At 40.8% G+C, this 17834-nt stretch carries 15 protein-coding genes; 10 read left to right on the top strand and 5 right to left on the bottom strand.

The genetic code is table 11. The features are described from left to right. Window positions 1–33: 33 nt before the first annotated feature. The 8 genes from D2V05_RS05765 (at window position 34) to D2V05_RS05730 (ending at window position 9534) form a co-directional block, all read left to right on the top strand. A complete protein-coding gene (locus D2V05_RS05765) occupies window positions 34–1002 on the top strand; it encodes an MlaD family protein (RefSeq protein WP_119646581.1) in 969 nt (322 codons plus the stop codon). Further along, window positions 1003–2331: a 4Fe-4S dicluster domain-containing protein gene (locus D2V05_RS05760; protein ID WP_119646579.1), complete on the top strand. Its 1329-nt coding sequence runs from the start codon at window positions 1003–1005 to the stop codon at window positions 2329–2331. A gap of 10 nt (window positions 2332–2341) precedes the next feature. Next, window positions 2342–3127 (top strand): (Fe-S)-binding protein, encoded by a 786-nt coding sequence (locus tag D2V05_RS05755; RefSeq protein ID WP_183114789.1) that lies wholly within the window; start codon window positions 2342–2344, stop codon window positions 3125–3127. Between the two features lies 1 nt (window position 3128). Then, window positions 3129–3611 carry an ABC transporter ATPase gene (locus D2V05_RS05750; protein WP_119646577.1) on the top strand — a complete coding sequence of 161 codons (483 nt, stop codon included), beginning with the start codon at window positions 3129–3131 and terminating at the stop codon, window positions 3609–3611. A 91-nt stretch (window positions 3612–3702) separates the two neighbouring features. Continuing rightward, entirely contained in the window at window positions 3703–6615 is a 2913-nt protein-coding gene (locus D2V05_RS05745) for a glycoside hydrolase family 3 N-terminal domain-containing protein (RefSeq protein ID WP_119646575.1), read from the top strand. A 29-nt stretch (window positions 6616–6644) separates the two neighbouring features. Further along, window positions 6645–7787, top strand: a complete 1143-nt coding sequence (gene bshA, locus D2V05_RS05740) for an N-acetyl-alpha-D-glucosaminyl L-malate synthase BshA (RefSeq protein WP_119646572.1) — start codon at window positions 6645–6647, stop codon at window positions 7785–7787. Window positions 7788–7857: 70 nt separating this feature from the next. Beyond that, window positions 7858–8247 (top strand): hypothetical protein, encoded by a 390-nt coding sequence (locus D2V05_RS05735; protein ID WP_119646570.1) that lies wholly within the window; start codon window positions 7858–7860, stop codon window positions 8245–8247. A 114-nt stretch (window positions 8248–8361) separates the two neighbouring features. Continuing rightward, complete coding sequence (locus D2V05_RS05730) at window positions 8362–9534, top strand: OmpA family protein (RefSeq protein ID WP_235855399.1); 1173 nt, start codon at window positions 8362–8364, stop codon at window positions 9532–9534. A gap of 177 nt (window positions 9535–9711) precedes the next feature. Here the strand turns inward: D2V05_RS05730 and D2V05_RS05725 are convergent, their stop codons facing one another. From D2V05_RS05725 to D2V05_RS05705, 5 genes are all read right to left on the bottom strand, one after another. Beyond that, the gene (locus D2V05_RS05725) at window positions 9712–11073 is read right to left on the bottom strand and encodes an AMP-binding protein (protein ID WP_119646686.1); all 1362 of its coding nucleotides are present in this window, start codon (window positions 11071–11073) and stop codon (window positions 9712–9714) included. Window positions 11074–11115: 42 nt separating this feature from the next. After that, window positions 11116–11355 (bottom strand): acyl carrier protein, encoded by a 240-nt coding sequence (locus D2V05_RS05720; RefSeq protein WP_119646568.1) that lies wholly within the window; start codon window positions 11353–11355, stop codon window positions 11116–11118. Window positions 11356–11372: 17 nt separating this feature from the next. Beyond that, window positions 11373–12008: a NeuD/PglB/VioB family sugar acetyltransferase gene (locus D2V05_RS05715; RefSeq protein ID WP_119646566.1), complete on the bottom strand. Its 636-nt coding sequence runs from the start codon at window positions 12006–12008 to the stop codon at window positions 11373–11375. Window positions 12009–12092: 84 nt separating this feature from the next. Continuing rightward, complete coding sequence (locus D2V05_RS05710; protein WP_119646563.1) at window positions 12093–12698, bottom strand: sugar transferase; 606 nt, start codon at window positions 12696–12698, stop codon at window positions 12093–12095. Window positions 12699–12852: 154 nt separating this feature from the next. Beyond that, the gene (locus D2V05_RS05705; RefSeq protein ID WP_119646561.1) at window positions 12853–14196 is read right to left on the bottom strand and encodes a phenylacetate--CoA ligase family protein; all 1344 of its coding nucleotides are present in this window, start codon (window positions 14194–14196) and stop codon (window positions 12853–12855) included. A gap of 421 nt (window positions 14197–14617) precedes the next feature. On the opposite strand from D2V05_RS05705, the gene D2V05_RS05700 reads away from it, so the two are divergent. Further along, window positions 14618–16675 (top strand): fibronectin type III domain-containing protein, encoded by a 2058-nt coding sequence (locus tag D2V05_RS05700; protein WP_119646558.1) that lies wholly within the window; start codon window positions 14618–14620, stop codon window positions 16673–16675. A gap of 51 nt (window positions 16676–16726) precedes the next feature. Further along, window positions 16727–17782, top strand: coding sequence for a sugar-transfer associated ATP-grasp domain-containing protein (locus tag D2V05_RS05695; RefSeq protein ID WP_119646556.1), 1056 nt, complete (start codon window positions 16727–16729; stop codon window positions 17780–17782). Window positions 17783–17834 lie beyond the last annotated feature (52 nt).

Genomic DNA, 17834 nt, shown 5'->3' with positions numbered 1-17834 from the left:
TCCTAATTTTGTTTAAACCGTAAACCGAATCTTTTGAAACTATCCAGGGAAATCAAGACCGGGATTATCATAGTCGCTGGAATCGTGGCCTTTATCTTTGGGCTGAGCTACTTAAAATCCTCACCACTTTTTGATAACAACAAAACATTTTATGCCATATATGATAATGTAGGCGGATTGCAACCTGGTACCCAGGTATCCATCAATGGCTACAACGTCGGCAATGTGACCAGTATCAAGTTTAAGGATGGTTCCGGCAAATTGCTGGTGACCCTTTCCGTGAGCAATGAATTTGATTTTTCTGAAAATAGCATCGCCGAATTGTTCGATACGGGAATCATTGGAGGAAAAGGGGTACAGATCGTACCAATATTCGACCAAGCACCAATGGCCAAATCCGGGGACACCCTGCAATCTAAAATAAAACCGGGTATCACGGAACTGGTACAGCAGAAATTGACACCCTTGCAAATGAAGGTGGAAGGGGCCGTTTCCAATGCCGATTCCCTTTTGATGAACGTGAATGAAATTTTGGACGACCCCACCAAAAAACAGCTTCAGGAAACCATAGTTTCGTTGAATGCCTTGGTAAAGTCCTTTAAAGGAAGCGCCGATAATTTAAATGTGTTGCTGGCCAACAACAAAATGCAATTGGACAGCTCCCTGAAAAATGTGAACCGTATCACCTCCAATTTCTCCAAACTTTCAGATTCTTTGGTCAATGCTGATTTGGGTGCAACCCTTGCAGAGTTCCAAGGTACCGTTAGCAAACTCAATGGCATTTTGGCCAAAATCGAAGAAGGGGAAGGCTCCTTGGGTAAATTGCACAAAGACGACGCCCTGTATAATAATTTGGCAGCGGCTTCAAGGGAATTGGACTTGTTGCTACAGGACTTCAGGCTAAACCCCAAACGTTACGTAAATGTTTCCGTTTTTGGGAAAAAACAGAAGGAATATACCCTTCCTGAAAATGACCCGGCCGAACAAAAAGAAAATCAGTAGATGGAATACGTGCCTAACATACTCTTTGCCATAGCCCTCATTGTGGGCGTGGCCTACTTTACCCGAAATGTAAAAAAGCTCTCCAGGAACATCAAATTGGGGAAAGATGTGGATGTGAGCGACAACAAATCCCAGCGTTGGCAAAACATGGCACGGATTGCTTTGGGACAGACCAAAATGGTGGTGCGACCCGTGGCTGGCATCATGCACATCTTCGTTTATGTAGGGTTCATCATTATCAATATAGAGGTGCTTGAGATTATCTTGGATGGTTTGTTCGGTACCCACAGATTGTTTTCTTCCTTGGGTTCGGTATACAATTTTTTGATAGGCTCGTTTGAAATTTTAGCTTTCTTGGTCATTGTGGCCGTGGTGGTTTTTTGGATACGAAGAAATGTTATCCGCTTGCAACGATTCATCAAACCGGAAATGAAAGGCTGGCCCAAAAAGGATGGGAACATGATCCTGTATATCGAATTTGTGTTGATGACGCTCTTTTTGACCATGAACGCCGCAGATTCCCAATTACAGCAATTGGGGGCGGAGCATTATGTGCAGGCAGGTTCGTTTCCCATCAGTCAATTTTTGACCCCTTTATTGAGTAGAATGTCCGAATCCGGATTGATGATGGTGGAGCGCACGGCATGGTGGTTACACATCTTGGGCATTTTAGTTTTTTTGAACTATTTGTACTATTCCAAACACCTCCATATTCTTTTGGCCTTCCCGAATACGTATTTTGGAAAAGTTAAGCCGAAGGGGCAGCTAGACAATCTGCAATCCGTGACCAATGAGGTCAAGTTGATGATGGATCCCAATGCGGACCCCTTTGCTGCACCTACTACCACAGATGTTGCAGCAGTACCGGAGAAATTTGGGGCCTCGGATGTGATGGATTTGAACTGGGTACAATTGTTGAATGCCTATACCTGCACGGAATGTGGACGTTGCACCTCGGAATGCCCTGCCAACCAGACTGGTAAAAAACTGTCCCCTAGAAAAATCATGATGGACACCCGAGACCGTTTGGAGGAAGTGGGCAAGAACATGGATGCCAACAAGGGTGAATTTGTACCGGACGGCAAACAACTGTTGGATGATTACATCAGCAGGGAAGAGCTTTGGGCGTGTACCACATGCAACGCTTGTGTACAGGCATGCCCCGTGAGCATTGATCCTTTGTCCATTATTGTGGAAATGCGTAGGTATTTGGTCATGGAACAGTCCGCTGCACCAATGGAATTGAACAACATGATGTCCAACATAGAAAACAATGGTGCACCTTGGCCATACAACCAAATGGATCGCTTAAACTGGGTAAACGAATAAATCGAGCACTATGGGTGAACAATTGAAGGTGAAAACCATGCAGGAGTTTATGGCAGAAGGCAAACAACCTGAAATTTTATTTTGGGTAGGTTCGGCCGGAAGTTATGATGATAGGGCCAAAAAAATATCCAGGGCTTTCGTAAAGTTGTTGAACCAAGCCAATGTTGACTTTGCTGTGTTAGGTCAGGAGGAAAGCTCAACAGGTGATGTGGCCAAAAGGACGGGCAATGAGTTTTTGTTCCAAATGCAGGCCATGATGAACATTGAACTGTTGAATGGTTATGAAATCAAGCGGATTGTAACCTGTGATCCACATTCCTTCAATACCCTAAAAAATGAATACCCAGGGTTAGGGGGCACCTATGATGTAATGCACCATACCCAATTTTTGAAAGAACTCTTGGATCAAGGCCGTCTGACCTTACAAGGGGAAACATACAAAGGTAAGCGCATCACCTTTCACGATCCCTGTTATTTGGGTCGGGCCAATACAGTATATGAGGCTCCAAGGGAAGTACTTGCCAAAACCAATGCGGAACTGGTAGAAATGAAACGCCATAAGACCACCGCGTTGTGTTGTGGTGCAGGCGGGGGACAAATGTTCAAGGAACCCGAAAAGGGAGATATGGACATCAATGTTCTACGTACCAAAGACGCCTTGGAAACCAATCCCAATATCATAGCAACAGGTTGCCCCTATTGCAATACCATGATGACGGACGGTATCAAGGCACATGAAAAAGAAGATAGTGTTACGGTCTTAGACGTAGCCGAACTATTAGCAAACTCCATTTGATATGTTGGTAGAGTTTAACGAATTGCCCGATCATTCCCGAATTTGGATCTATCAATCCAACAGAAGCTTTACGGAATCAGAATTGCAGGATATCCAACAAAGCGTATCGGAATTTTTAAAGCAATGGACCGCCCATGGTAGCGACCTGCATGCTGGATTTGAAATCAAATACAACAGGTTCATCATCATTGGATTGGACCAGACCAATGCCAGTGCTTCGGGTTGCTCCATCGATGCATCCGTTCATTTCATGCAAACGCTGGAACAGAAATTCCAAGTGGAACTCATGGACCGGATGAACGTTTCCTTCAAACAAGGGGAATACATCGCCTATAAACCCCTGACGGATTTCAAGAAAATGGCAAAGGACAAAGCAGTGTCCGCCAACACCATCGTTTTTAATAATTTGGTGGCCACCAAACAGGAGTATTTGGAAAATTGGGAAGTGCCCGCTAGTGAAAGTTGGCATTCCAGATTTGTTTAGGGAGTTCTTAAATTATCTTAATTTCTGTGCATTCCTCGACCAAATGCAATATTTTTATCAGCAATAAGTTCATGTCTTAGACAAGGTATTTATGCGGATAAACCTCTACTTTCCCCTATTCCTATTCATTTGTATTCCAGTTTTTGGCCAAATAGATCCATTGGTTACCAAGGATTCCATGGCCCAACATACTTGGGTGGAAAGCCAATACAATGCCATGTCCCTGCAAGAACGGGTAGGGCAGTTGTTCATGGTCAGTATTGCTTCCAATCAGGATAAAGCTGCTACGGATAGAATCAAGAACCTGGTGAAGCAAGAAGGTATCGGTGGGGTAATATTCTCAAGTGGAACACCAACTGCCCAAGCTAAATTGACCAATGCCTATCAATCCGAGTCCAAGGTTCCCTTGCTTATCGGAACCGATGCGGAATGGGGCATGGCCATGCGACTCGACTCCACCTATGCCTTTCCATGGAATATGACCCTCGGGGCTATTCAGGATAGTACGATTGTGGAAAAGGTGGGGCATCAAATTGGAAAACACGCCAAGCGATTAGGGGTGCATATCAATTTTGCTCCTGATCTGGATGTGAACAACAATCCGCGAAATCCCATCATTGGAAATCGTTCTTTTGGAGAAGACCCGAAAAATGTAGCTCAAAAAGGAATAGCCTTCCTAAAAGGAATGGAAGCCGCTGGGGTGTTGTCCTGCGGAAAACATTTCCCTGGCCATGGCGATACCGAAACGGATTCCCACAAAGCCTTACCCATTATTGATTCTTTTAAGGAAGAACTGGATTCCATCGAACTCTTTCCCTTTAAAAGAGCCATGGAAAATGGTTTAAGTTCAGTAATGATTGCCCATTTGGATGTTCCAGCCTTGGAGAGTAGGGAAGGACACCCTTCCACCTTGTCCAAAGTCATTGTCACGGATTTATTACAGAACGAATTGGGTTTCCAGGGGTTGATTTTCACCGATGCCCTGAACATGAAGGCTGTTTCTCAATTTGCTCCCGATGGGGAAGTGGAATTGCAGGCTTTTTTGGCCGGTAACGATGTGCTCCTGATGCCCGAAGATGTGGATAAGGCCAAAGGAAAGTTGATGGAGGCCTACAACAAGGGAGTCATCTCTGAGGAACGGTTGGCCCTTTCCGTAAAGAAAATATTGAAAGCGAAGTACAAGGTAGGGTTGAACGATTATCACCCCGTACCTCTGGAAAACCTATACGAGGACCTGAATTCCATTGAAAACGACGTGCTTTACGAAGAGGCCATAGAAGGAGCCATCACGGTGGCCAAAAATAATTTTTCATTGATGCCCATCAAGAAACTGGATAACAAGAAAATTGCCTACGTACATTTTGGTGATGATTCCGGTTCCGTTTTTTTGAAATCATTGAACAAATATTTCAAGGTTACGGAAATTGATGCCAAAAGTATCTCAGAATACAAAACGGAACTTGCAAACTACAACTTGGTCATCATCGGTTTTCATAAGAGTAATGCCAGCCCATGGAAGGGATATAAGTTTTCTCAGAACGAGTTATATTGGCTGGAAGAAATATCGCACTTAAGGACCAGCAACACTATTCTTACCCTTTTCACCAAACCCTATGCGCTTTTGGATGTACCCAATTTGGATGCTATGGATGGCGTGGTGGTAGCCTATCAAAATAGTGACATTGCCCAAGAAAATGCCGCAGAAGTGATTTTCGGCGCCATCGGAACCACAGGTAAATTACCCGTTTCCGCCCATACTGAATTACCTGTGGGTACCGGATTGGAAATGAAATCGATTCAAAGGTTGGGATACAGCATACCGGAACGGGTAGGGATGAGTTCGGAAGGGTTGGCCATGGTGGATACGTTGGTGCAGCACGGCATTGATTCGTTGATGTATCCTGGCGCCCAGGTTTTGGTGGCCAGAAGAGGGAAGGTCATCTATGACAAAAATTTTGGTAAACCTACCTATGATTCCGAAGAGCATATTACCTCCGAATCTATTTATGACCTGGCATCGTTGACCAAGATTTTGAGCACCCTGCCCATGATCATGAAGATGGAAGAAGAGGGGAAGATTGCCCTAAATGACACTTTTAAGGATTTGATACCGGAATATGCGGACACAGAGCTCAAGGATGTAACGGTTTTAAAGGCACTGTCCCATTATGGCAGATTACCTTCTTGGATTGCTTTTTATCTGGATACCCTGACCAAGGATAGAAAGCCTTCAACAGAATTTTACAGGAACAATCCATCAGAGGCATTTCCGTATAAAGTGGCCGATCATTTGTACCTCACGCGGTCTTACAAGGATTCCATATACAACAGGATTGGAAGACAGACTTTAAAGTCTAATCGCTACCGGTACAGTGATGTGGGATATTACATTTTCAAGGAATATATTGAGAAGACCTATCAACGGCCCATTGATGAATTGGTCGACGAGTTTTTCTATAAACCGATGGGGCTTCAGCGGACTACTTTCAATCCCTTGAAAAAATTTCAGGTGGATGAGATAGTTCCCACCGAAGAGGACGACTATTTCAGATATCAGCGGATACAGGGTTATGTGCATGACATGGGAGCGGCCATGCTGGGTGGTGTTGGGGGACATGCAGGACTTTTCAGTACAGCCAATGAAGTGGCAATAATTATGCAGATGTACCTGCAGGGTGGATATTACGGTGGTGAACAGTTTTTGAACGAACGGACCATTAAAAAATTCAACACTTGCTATTTCTGCAATAAAAATGTACGAAGGGGAGTGGGTTTTGACAAGCCCCAATTGGAGGAAAAAGGACCGACCTGTGGATGTGTTTCGAGCAAGAGCTTTGGCCATAGTGGTTTTACGGGAACTTATACATGGGCCGATCCAGATGCCGAGATTGTATACGTGTTTTTGTCGAACAGGACGTATCCGTCTGCTGCCAATAACTTGTTGGTCAGTTCAGCATTGCGGACACGGATACAACAGGTTATTTATGATTCCATTATTAACTAGGCACGGATTATTGCCTTAGATTTGTTTTTATGAAAATTGCGATTGTTTGTTACCCGACTTTTGGTGGTAGTGGAGTGGTGGCCACGGAATTGGGAATTGCCCTTGCAGAGAGAGGCCATGAAGTCCATTTTGTGACTTATAGACAGCCGGTGCGCTTGGAACTCTTGGGAAACAACATCCATTTTCATGAAGTGCATGTGCCTGAATATCCACTTTTTCATTACCAGCCCTATGAGTTGGCACTCTCGAGCAAATTGGTGGATACCATTAAAATGTACGATATAGAACTGTTGCACGTACATTATGCCATTCCACATGCCTATGCAGGCTATATGGCCAAGAAAATGCTTCAGGAATCTGGCATTTTCATCCCCATGATCACTACGCTTCACGGTACCGATATCACCTTGGTGGGCAAGCACCCATTTTACAAACCAGCTGTTACCTTTAGTATCAATAAATCCGATGTGGTTACTTCCGTATCCGAAGCGTTGAAAAAAGACACGATGGAATTGTTCGATATAGAAAAGGAAATCGAAGTGGTTCCCAATTTTATAGAAATTTCCAAATACCGCCCCGAATACACCGATTGCCAAAGATCCATGATGGCTAGGGAAAATGAACGGATCGTGACCCATATCAGTAATTTTAGAAAGGTGAAGCGGATTCCTGATGTAATCAAAATATTTCACAGGATACAAAAAGCTGTACCTGCCAAATTGATCATGGTAGGTGAGGGACCGGAAAAGGAGAGGGCCGAAAAAATGTGTGAGGACCTTGGATTGAAAGACAAGGTATTGTTTTTGGGCAATAGTAACGAAATTGATAGGATTCTTTGCTTCTCGGACCTGTTTTTGTTGCCTTCGGAATCCGAGAGTTTTGGTCTGGCCGCTTTGGAAGCCATGATCAACAAAGTTGCCATTATTTCTAGTAATACCGGTGGTATTCCAGAGGTCAATATTGATGGGGTCTCCGGGTATTTGGCCGATGTGGGAGATGTGGAGACCATGGCCGCAAAGGCCATTGAAATTTTGAAGGATGATGCCGTTCTGAAGAAATTCAAGGACAATGCGTTCAAGGTGGCCTCCAAGTTTGACATTGTCAACATACTTCCCCTTTACGAGGAAATTTATGAAAAGGCCTACAAATCCCGTTTCAAGAATACCTTTTGATGTGCGATATTTCCTTTTCATAACCTGTATATGTCTACTTTCCTGTAAAGCCCAGAAGGAATCAAAACCAATGGGGCAAGAAATAAAAGATTTGGTTTTGATCGATCAAGATAATTTCAGTACGATAACCGATTATGAGGTTAGGATTATCCAAGACCAAAAATCCCTTCAAAAATTCTATGCCAAGATAAACATGACCCGTAAACCGGGGCTTCCCGTTCCCATGGTGGATTTTTCAAAGGATATGCTGATTTTGGTATGTTTGGGTGAAGAACGAAAGGAGGTTGTTCCAATGCTTTCAAAACTCCAAGAGACCGATACAGGGGTATCTATAGCAGTACAGTTGATTGAAAAAGAAAAAGTTGAACAGATAAGTACCCAACCCATCTATTACCCCTTTTATCTGTTTAAAATGCCGATTATCGATAAAATCTTCGATTTTCAAAAGATTGAAAATTAGAGGTTTAAAAATATTTCTTGCTTCTCATCGAAAATTAACGCACTTGAAAGTTCAAACTTTACCTATTGGTATGGTTGGTATAGCTTTGTTGTCGATAACCTCAAATCGTATATCATGAATATTTCAAAACCTGCAATGGCAGTTTTGTCATTATGTTTTATGTCATCACTTTTTGCCCAAGAAGTGGAGCAACTTACCAAAAAGGACAGTATTGTGCAGAGTTACTGGTTGGTTACCTTGGGAACCAATATAGTAGATGATTCGGGAGACGAATTTGGTGAGCTTTTTGACCTTAGCGAAGGATGGAACATGGTTCCCTATCCCTCAAGGATTAGTGTGGGCCGCTATTTTAAGAATGGACTTGGATTGGAGGCGATTGGGACCTACAACAAATACAAGGAAGGGAAGATTGTTGACAATGTGGTAAATCCTGAAGATATAGATTACTTTGGGTTGGACTTTAGGGTCAGTTATGATTTGAACATGATCCTTGGTGAGACAGGTTTTTTTGATCCCTACATTGGTATCGGTGCAGGGTATACAGATGCGAACAACCAGGGAAGAGGTACGTACAACGCAGTAATTGGTTTCAGAACATGGTTTTCCGACCACTGGGGGCTTGATTTTAGCTCTACGGGAAAATGGGCCATGAGCACAGAAAATGGCACGAATCATATTCAACATGCTATGGGTGTAGCTTATCGTTTTGAGGTAGAGAAAGGACTATCACGCAAAGGGGAGGAGAAACTGGCCTTATTGCAAGAAATGGAAAAAGAACAACAAAAGGTGCGGGATTCCATCGCGAAAGCAGAGGAGGAGGCACGTTTGTTGGCCGAACGACTACAAGGGGAAAAAGAAGCCGCTGAATTGGCTGCTGCAGAAAAAGCAAAGAAAGATGCCGAAGATGCAAGAAGGGCAACTTTGCAGAGCAAGATCAACGATTTGGGGAATGTGTATTTCAAATTGAATTCATCTTATCTAACTACCCGTGATAAGGAATTGTTAGATCAGTTGGTTGCCATTATGGAAAGTGAACCTAATTTGAACATCAAGATTACGGCCCACACCGATTCAAGGGGAACCAAGGAATACAATCAGTGGCTATCCGAGAGAAGGGCGCAAAGGACGGTGGAATATGTGGTGTCCAAAGGTATTTCCCAAGATAGGATAAACCATGAGGCCTTCGGAGAGACCCAATTGGTCAACGAATGTGGAGATGGGGTTTATTGTACCGAAGAAAAGCATAGCAAGAACAGAAGATCCGAGTTTGAGGTGAAATTTGACTGAAACAATTTAGATGGATACATAAAAAAGGGTGTTTTTTACGCCCTTTTTTATTTTCAATTCTTATTTTTTAAAAAGAAGACAAAAGAAAAATTGTACAAATAAGTTGAATAGAAACATCGCGAAATATTTCGCTGGCCAAGTTGTGTGAATAGCGAAAGGGTAAAAATAAATTTCTACCTATTTAAAATCCTCGGTTATTTTTTTATAGTTGATTTTGCCATTATTGGTAAGTGGCATTTCTTCAATTTGTTGGATTTTGATTGAAGTCTGATGAATCTTGAATTTATCAAAAAGCCCTGATTTTATCTGCTCATCTTTAATATGCCCTTCACAATGGGAAATCAGGATAAATTTGTCCTCAATACCCACGCAGGCCACTAAGGCAATATTTAGGGAGGATTTTAAATATCGCTCAATTTCATCAAGATTAACACGGTTTCCAAAAATTTTGACAAATCTTTTGAGTCGGCCTTTTATATAATAAAAACCATCTTCATCACGTTCGGCTAGATCACCTGTCCGCAAAAATTCAATGTGTTCCCATTTGTTGAGATCCATTCTTTTCTCACTATAACCTCCAAATACGTTGGGCCCTTTATAGAGCAACTCACCGGTTTCTTTATCCAAACTAAGCCGACCATTTTCTATGGGAATTCCGATCGAAGTTATTTTATCCTCAAGTAAATGAGGGGGTACATAGGATATTCTGGCAGTAGCTTCGGTTTGTCCATACATTACATAAAAATGAATGTGATGTTCAAGACAATAGGTATTGAATTCCTTTTTAATATTTTGACTTAAATTTCCACCTGCCTGGGTAATATACCGTAGCTGTGGGTGTTCTTTCTTTAAAAATCCAATTCTACGGAGCATTTCATAGATATATGGTACTCCTGCAATGGAAGTAAAACCAAAAGATTCCATTTGGTTCCAAAATTCTTTTTGCAAAATATCAGGTAAACCACATACTATTGTCCCACCATTGATTGCATTGGAATGCAGGACAGATAGGCCATAAGAATAATACAGAGGGAGGTTTAATGGGGTAACATCGTCTTTGATTATCGGCAAATAGTTACAGATGGACCTTGCATTTTGTAATAAGTTCTCTTCCGATAACTTCACAAATTTTGGAGAGCCTGTTGTGCCGGAAGTTGAAAGTAATACCTTGCAATTTGAATGCACCGTGGTAGGAGTGTGGTCACCAATAAAAATACTTGTCTGAAAAGCGTCCGACGGAACCGTTTTGCTTTCAAAGCCATCGATATGGTCCCTCTTACAATCAAAAATGATGGTAGGACGATATTCCGATTCCAGATTTTCCTTTAGGGAAGTATCCAATGATTCACTGAGCAGTACAGTTGCATGGTCGGTGTCCAGAAAACTTAAATATATTGAAGTGGACCGAATGTCGTTGCCTAAATAAAGAAAGACCAGTTTTTTTCCATCCAATTTCGGAATGGACAGTAGCAACTCTTGCAAATGATAGGTTTTGCCAGTGGTCGCATCCAAGAAAATGGAATGCACATTCTTTTTCATTTGCTCCAAGAGACTCTCCATATCAATTGTTTTATGGACTGTTCAAAGATTATATTTTCCGAGGATTTCCTTTGATTTTGAAAAACTGTTGAGTTCCAAAACCTCATCGGAATCAATTTCTATTTGAAAGGTATTTTCAATTTCACTGATCAAAATCATATGGGTAATGGAATCCCATTGCGGTATTCCTTGGTATTTCAAATTGTCATCAACGGATGATTTTGGAATTTCCAAAGCATTGGAAAAAGCTTCTATGAGCAGTTCTATATTTTTTTGTTCCATTATATAGGGTTAATGTTTTAAAGCATTCTACGTGCCGGTACCCCAAAATAAGTACCAGGTTCCACAATATCTTTTATGATTACTGAACCTACACCTAAATTAGTGTTGTCCACTATATTCAATCTGGGGGAGACCGTGGCCTTGGTTCCCATGAAAATATTATTTCCAATTACAGATCCACCACCAATATCCACATGTGGCATTATGGAGTTGTTTTTCCCTATGATGGAATCATGACCAACAATGGTATCTAAATTGATCAAACAAAATTCTCCCAATGTCACATTTGAGCCAATTTTGGCCCCGGGACATATTATACAACCTTCTTGCAAAGTTACGTTCTTGCCGATCAATGCCCCTTCGGCAACAAAGGTGAAAAATTTAACTGAGCCACGAAGCATCTCCGCAATTTTGATCTTTGTTTTGATATCTGCAATGGCAAGCAAAACCATATCGTTCTTCTGAAAATTGAAATTATCCACGCTGCCAAGAACCTCATAGCTGGAGCCCATACCTTCAAGGGCATTGGGGTTGTCATCAATATAACCCTTAAGTTTCCAATTTATTTTTTGATCCGGCACCAGTTCAAGATAGCTTTCGAGCTGTCTCCCAAAACCACCAGCACCAATGATATAAAGGTTGTTAAAATCCATACAAATTGCTGTTTTGTCAATGATTTAGAGCTTCACAAACAAAAGGTCACTCTAAAAGGAATGCAAGATAACCAAGTTTTTGCTTTAAACACTTCCTGTGAAACGTTCCATGGTAACTTCTGCCGAGGCAGAGATACCTTCTGATTTAACAACTTTTAAAAAGGTTAACCATAAAATTTTAAGATCTAATTTTAAGGATAAATTGTCCACGTACCAGATGTCCAGTTCAAATTTACGCTCCCAGGATATGGCATTTCTACCATTGACTTGTGCCCAACCGGTAATTCCTGGCCTCACCTCGTGTCGTCTTGCCTGTTCTGTGGTATACAATTCTAAATAGTCCACCAATAGGGGACGGGGGCCAATAAGACTCATATCCCCCTTCAAGACATTAATAAGCTGAGGAATTTCATCCAAGGAGGATTTACGCACCAAGTTTCCAACTCTGGTTATCCGATCTTTATTGGGTAGAAGGTTGCCTTGGTCATCCGTTTTATCGTTCATTGTTTTGAACTTGATGATCTTGAATATTTTGCCGTTTTTACCTGGACGATTTTGATAAAAAAATGGTTTACCATGATTGGCCACAAAAAGTAGGACGATCAATAAAATAAGAAGGGGCAATGCCAGTACTAAAAAAGTGAAGGCTACAATTGCGTCAAAACATCTTTTCAAAAGACGGGCGTACATATGTTCGATTTTGGTTAGCTGACTTTGCAAAATTGAGTCAACATCATTTGGTAAGAAAAGATTTTAGACCAATTTTCCATTAATGAGGTCAAGATGCAATATTTGCAAATTTAATCTGAAGGAAGATGGAATTTAAAATTTTATCGACGGTCCTTTATAAAGTGAACGTTAAATTTTCCAACTTTGATTTCTCAACAAGTATATTTCTCGTAATTTTTCTTTTTTTGGAAATAAGTGTCGGAATTTCATCCACATAGTCAATTGAAACTTGGGCATTGTTTCCGATGTAGGATTTGAAAAGCGCCATCAATTCATTTTCTCTGGCAAAAGTGCCGGAAACATTTATTTTCACGGTATAGTGTATTTTACCGGTTTGAATAAACTGTATTTGTTTCAGCTCTGGAAACTCGGGAACAATGCTCATAAATTTAAAGGGACTAACCATTTTACCCTCGGTATTGAACAAAATATCACTTTGTCGACCTTCGACCGAACAAAGCACCGGGAACCGTTGATTTGGCTTAATATCAATGGCGCCAATATCACCAGTATCGTATCGTATCATTGGGGTTGCATGGTTGAATAGATCCGTGATCACTATTCTTCCCAATCCCCCATTTTTTACGGGTTCATTCGAATTGAAATCAAGGATTTCAACAATATAACTGGCCCAATTTATTATGAAGTAATGACTGTCAATGGATTGTTGGGCAATAATCCCATTTTCTGTGTTTGAATATCTGGATACCATTGGTGAACCGAAGTAATGCCACATTTTACTGCGGACATGATCGCTCAAATTTTCGGAAATGCCAATAATCGAATTGATATTACAGTCTAGCGGTTTGGAATTCTGGGCTTCAAGATAATTACAAATTTTTTCCATACCTGACGGATAACCCAGCCATCCTTTGGGGGATTTATCTTTTTGCAGCTTCATCAACAGGTTGTGAATTTGCTTGTCCTCCAATTCACAAATGTCCAATTGGACAATATTTTGCAATGCGGCCGAAATCCGACTCTTCTTTAACCGGTCGGTCCATAATCTTAGATATAGTAGTTTTTCACCCAGGGTATAACCGGCCCTTTCTGCAAAAAATAGGGTGTCGGCAGTATTCCTATTCTTCTTTCTTTCATTTTGACATATTTTGAAAGGGGTCCCTGTTGACCCACTAGTGTAAATAAAATAGCATTTTTCATTACGGAGGGTCTTTGGACGGATATCATCAAAATTGTTCCGTATAATTGTTTTATTGATGACGGGAAAATCGTCAAGGGATTTATAATTTTTGAAAGGTTTATAGAAATCACTTTCACTGGTTGCCTTATCGAGAAGCTCCTTCAAATAATTTTGGTTCTTTTCTTTGAGGCTATCAAAGGATTCCAATTCGAATGATGCCCTAATGTCTTTTATATCGCTTTTGATTCCCCCGCCCTTTAGGGCATCCAGAATCCAAAATGAATGATATCGTAACCGATTTAATAAGTTATAGCTCATAGGTAATAATAATTGAGGCCATGTTAGATTTAAGGGCGAATCTATAAATGTATCAATGTTTATGTTGCCATATAATAGGAAACCTAAATTCTAAATATGTCACTTTAAAAAATTATGAAGCTTGATCTAGTGGTTGTCAAAAACCATTATCAAGGACCATACTATTTAAAGATACGTTGACAATTCTATACTGGATGGCTTCCAATGAAAAAAATCTATAAATATAAAACGGGGAGATCAATTTTTAATTGCAGAATATGAGATTTTTCCCCGATTTACATAAAATTGAATTTGAAAGATTCACTCATAGTATTTTTCTGCATTTTATCGATATTTTGAAGCGTATGATCCATTTTGGGTATACCATCATATAACTTTGTTTTAAAGTCAAGTACCTCAACATGTTAAACACCAACCGATAATGAAGCTAAAATTACTATTCTCAACCTTTGTTGTATTATTATCCTATGGGCTCAACGCCCAAAATTTACATACCCAAGCCAATGCTGCCTCTATTGAGAACGAGGCAAATGCAACAACCGGATGGACAGGAACGGCGAACATAACTTCCAGTACTGACAATCCTTTTCAAGGGACCTACGCCATAAGCTCAGTCGCCACTCAAGGCAATTCATCTACTGGTAGGGATATGTCGTACACTTTCAACGCGGTGGTCGGTGAAGTCTACAATATCAGTATTTGGGCAAGACAGGGAAACAATGCGAACAGCCCTGCATTTGCCAATTGGTCTGGATTTGCAGGATTCGCAACAACTACGATAAATTCAGCAAACTGGACGGAATATACATGGACTCTGACGGCAACGAACCCCAATCCTGTGATTGTTGTATACACTTCACCAAGAAGTGGTAGTCAAGCAGGGAACCAGGTTTTCATCGATAATGTTTCGATTACTCCTCCCAATTCTGATACTGAAGCACCAAGTGCCATTACCGATTTGTCTTCGTCCAATATTACTATGTCAGGAGCTTCGCTTTCATGGAGTGCATCCACGGACAATGTTGGGGTTACCAACTATGAGGTTTTCCGGGACGGAGTGAGTGTTGGAAATTCTGGGACTACAACATCCTTCAATGCAACAGGACTTTCACCCAATACTTCTTACAATTTTACGGTATTTGCAGAGGATGCGGCAGGGAATGTCTCAGCGGCAAGTAATGTGGCAACCGTAAATACACTGGCAGATACACAGGCACCAACTTCAGTAACCTCTTTAACTTCCTCTAACATTACCTCTACTGGAACAACCTTGACATGGGCAAGTTCCACGGATAATGTTGGTGTGACGAATTATGAAGTTTTTCAAGATGGGGTCAGTATTGGAAGTACAGGAACCACTACAAATATTAATGTCTCAGGATTGACCCCAAGTACAAGTTATGACTTCACAGTTTTTGCACAAGATGCGGCTGGGAATGTGTCTATTGGTGGAAATACGGAAACAGTGGTTACTTTGGCACCACCCGATACCGAAGCTCCAAGTGCTGTAAATGATTTGGCCTCCTCCAATATCACTGACACCTCAGTTGACCTTTCTTGGAGTGCTTCCTTGGATAATATTGGGGTGACCGGATACCTTGTTTTTCAAGATGGAATTGAAATTGGTAGTACTGGTTCAACCAGTTTTAATGTAACTGGGTTGTCACCTAGCACAAGTTATGACTTTACGGTATTTGCCGAAGATGCTGCAGGTAACACTTCGGTTTCAGGAAATACAGAAAGCGTAACAACCACTGGTACTGTGGACACTGAAGCTCCAAGTGCGGTTATAGACTTGACATCATCCAATACAACATCTACATCCAGTAACCTTTCATGGAGTGTATCTTCCGATAATGTAGGTGTGACCAACTATCAGGTTGTACGAAATGGAATCTTTTTAGCGAATACAGGTACCTCGACAAATTTTAATGTTACCGGGTTGACACCTGATACCACCTATGATTTTACTGTTTTGGCACAGGATGCCGCCGGAAACACTTCTACTGCAGGTAATACCGAGAGTGTAACAACATTGGCGGGATCCGGTGTTGTGGACTATACTTCTGAAAACGCCAACTTGGATACTGTTGATTGGACAGTAAGGGATTTGTTTGCAAACCAGAATGTTGGGATTGGGACAACAAATACGCAAGGTTATAGATTGGCAGTAGCCGGTAATATGATAGCCGAAGGCGTTAAGGTTGAGTTGCAAGGTAACTGGCCCGATTTTGTTTTTGAAGAAAAATTCCAATTGATGGATCTTGAAAAAGTACGCGAGTATATCAAGGAAAATGGACATCTTCCAAATATTCCAAGTGCGGAAAAAATAAAGGAAAATGGTATTGATCTGGGAGATATGGATGCAAAATTGCTCCAAAAAATTGAGGAACTGACACTTTACATCCTTAGACAGCAAAATCAAATAGAGCTATTGCAAAACGATATCAAACAGCTCAAAGGTTCCAATCAATATTAATTGCTCATTCAAAATTAGATTTTAATGTTTTTGATGTTAAAAACTGTATGAATGAACAAAAAACAATGGAATGGGCTAGCATTTTTTTTGAAGGATAAAAGAAAAAAAAACTATCTCAGGATTGTATATGAGTTTTTCTATCTATGGGTATTAAAGAAAGAAATACCATGGTATTATTTTAAGTTTCTATATAGAAAGAACATTTCAAATATTGAAGATTATTTAGGGACCAAAGAAGCGTATAAGGTAAAACATTGCCCAAAATACCATCGGAAGGAATATATAATGGTAATGGACCATAAACTGAGTTTTTCCCTTTTTTGCAAGGAAAATAACATTCCTTCAACGGAATTGATCAGTTATAACTTTAGGACAAATTTCTATTTGAAGGGGAAACTTTACAAAATAAACGACCACAATGAATTGGAAGAATTCTTCAATCAGATTTGGATGATGACCGAAAAAGACAGGTTTTTTGTCAAGCCAATATCGGCATATGGTGGAGCGGGGGCAAGAATATTGGAAAAAAGTCGGATAAAGGTAGGGCTACCTAGTCTGTACGAAGAATTGGTGGGCGGTGATTTTATCCATGAACATATACTATTGCAACATAAGGAAATAGCTCAAATTTATTCTAAAAGTGTGAATACCATTAGATTTGAAACGTTTATTGACGCAAATAGCAACGTACATGTCCTAAGCGCATTTATGAGATTTGGAAGGGGCGATAGTGTTGTGGACAATGCTAGCTCGGGAGGTGTTTATGTTGGAGTGAACATGGATAATGGTACACTGAAGGAAATTGCTTATGAGCAGGCAAATTTTGGTAATGAAGACTATCCAATGCATCCTGATACCCAATTTGTGTTTGGCGGATTTAAAATCCCATTTTTTAAAGAAGCCTGTGAGTTGGTAAAGCTAAGTACGGAATACTTGCCTGATCGATATATTGGGTGGGATGTTGCCATAACCGAAAATGGTCCTGTGATACTTGAGGCAAATCAAGATCCAGGAATTTTTACAAGTGATGTAACATATGGTGGCTATTTGAACCACCCTATTTATAATGAGATTCTAGATGGGGTAAAGGATTGGGTGCCTAATTAATAGTATAAAGTTATTATTTAAATGAAAATTCAAAATAATTCAATAACAAAAA

Origin of the sequence: Flagellimonas pelagia (assembly GCF_003584135.1) — a bacterium.
GTDB classification, from domain to species: Bacteria; Bacteroidota; Bacteroidia; order Flavobacteriales; family Flavobacteriaceae; genus Flagellimonas; species Flagellimonas pelagia.
Note: the sequence above shows the minus strand (reverse complement) of the source record. Positions and strands in the feature narration are given on the sequence as shown.

What these genes read in the sequence shown, in the direction of transcription:
- D2V05_RS05700 (WP_119646558.1), top strand. Translation starts at nt 14,618, where the DNA reads ATGAAGCTAAAATTACTATTCTCAACCTTTGTTGTATTATTATCCTAT.
- D2V05_RS05725 (WP_119646686.1), bottom strand. Translation starts at nt 11,073, where the DNA reads ATGAAAAAGAATGTGCATTCCATTTTCTTGGATGCGACCACTGGCAAA.
- D2V05_RS05715 (WP_119646566.1), bottom strand. Translation starts at nt 12,008, where the DNA reads ATGGATTTTAACAACCTTTATATCATTGGTGCTGGTGGTTTTGGGAGA.
- D2V05_RS05755 (WP_183114789.1), top strand. Translation starts at nt 2,342, where the DNA reads ATGGGTGAACAATTGAAGGTGAAAACCATGCAGGAGTTTATGGCAGAA.
- D2V05_RS05760 (WP_119646579.1), top strand. Translation starts at nt 1,003, where the DNA reads ATGGAATACGTGCCTAACATACTCTTTGCCATAGCCCTCATTGTGGGC.
- D2V05_RS05705 (WP_119646561.1), bottom strand. Translation starts at nt 14,196, where the DNA reads ATGAGCTATAACTTATTAAATCGGTTACGATATCATTCATTTTGGATT.
- D2V05_RS05730 (WP_235855399.1), top strand. Translation starts at nt 8,362, where the DNA reads ATGAATATTTCAAAACCTGCAATGGCAGTTTTGTCATTATGTTTTATG.
- D2V05_RS05735 (WP_119646570.1), top strand. Translation starts at nt 7,858, where the DNA reads ATGGGGCAAGAAATAAAAGATTTGGTTTTGATCGATCAAGATAATTTC.
- D2V05_RS05745 (WP_119646575.1), top strand. Translation starts at nt 3,703, where the DNA reads ATGCGGATAAACCTCTACTTTCCCCTATTCCTATTCATTTGTATTCCA.
- D2V05_RS05750 (WP_119646577.1), top strand. Translation starts at nt 3,129, where the DNA reads ATGTTGGTAGAGTTTAACGAATTGCCCGATCATTCCCGAATTTGGATC.
- D2V05_RS05720 (WP_119646568.1), bottom strand. Translation starts at nt 11,355, where the DNA reads ATGGAACAAAAAAATATAGAACTGCTCATAGAAGCTTTTTCCAATGCT.
- bshA (WP_119646572.1), top strand. Translation starts at nt 6,645, where the DNA reads ATGAAAATTGCGATTGTTTGTTACCCGACTTTTGGTGGTAGTGGAGTG.
- D2V05_RS05710 (WP_119646563.1), bottom strand. Translation starts at nt 12,698, where the DNA reads ATGTACGCCCGTCTTTTGAAAAGATGTTTTGACGCAATTGTAGCCTTC.
- D2V05_RS05695 (WP_119646556.1), top strand. Translation starts at nt 16,727, where the DNA reads ATGAACAAAAAACAATGGAATGGGCTAGCATTTTTTTTGAAGGATAAA.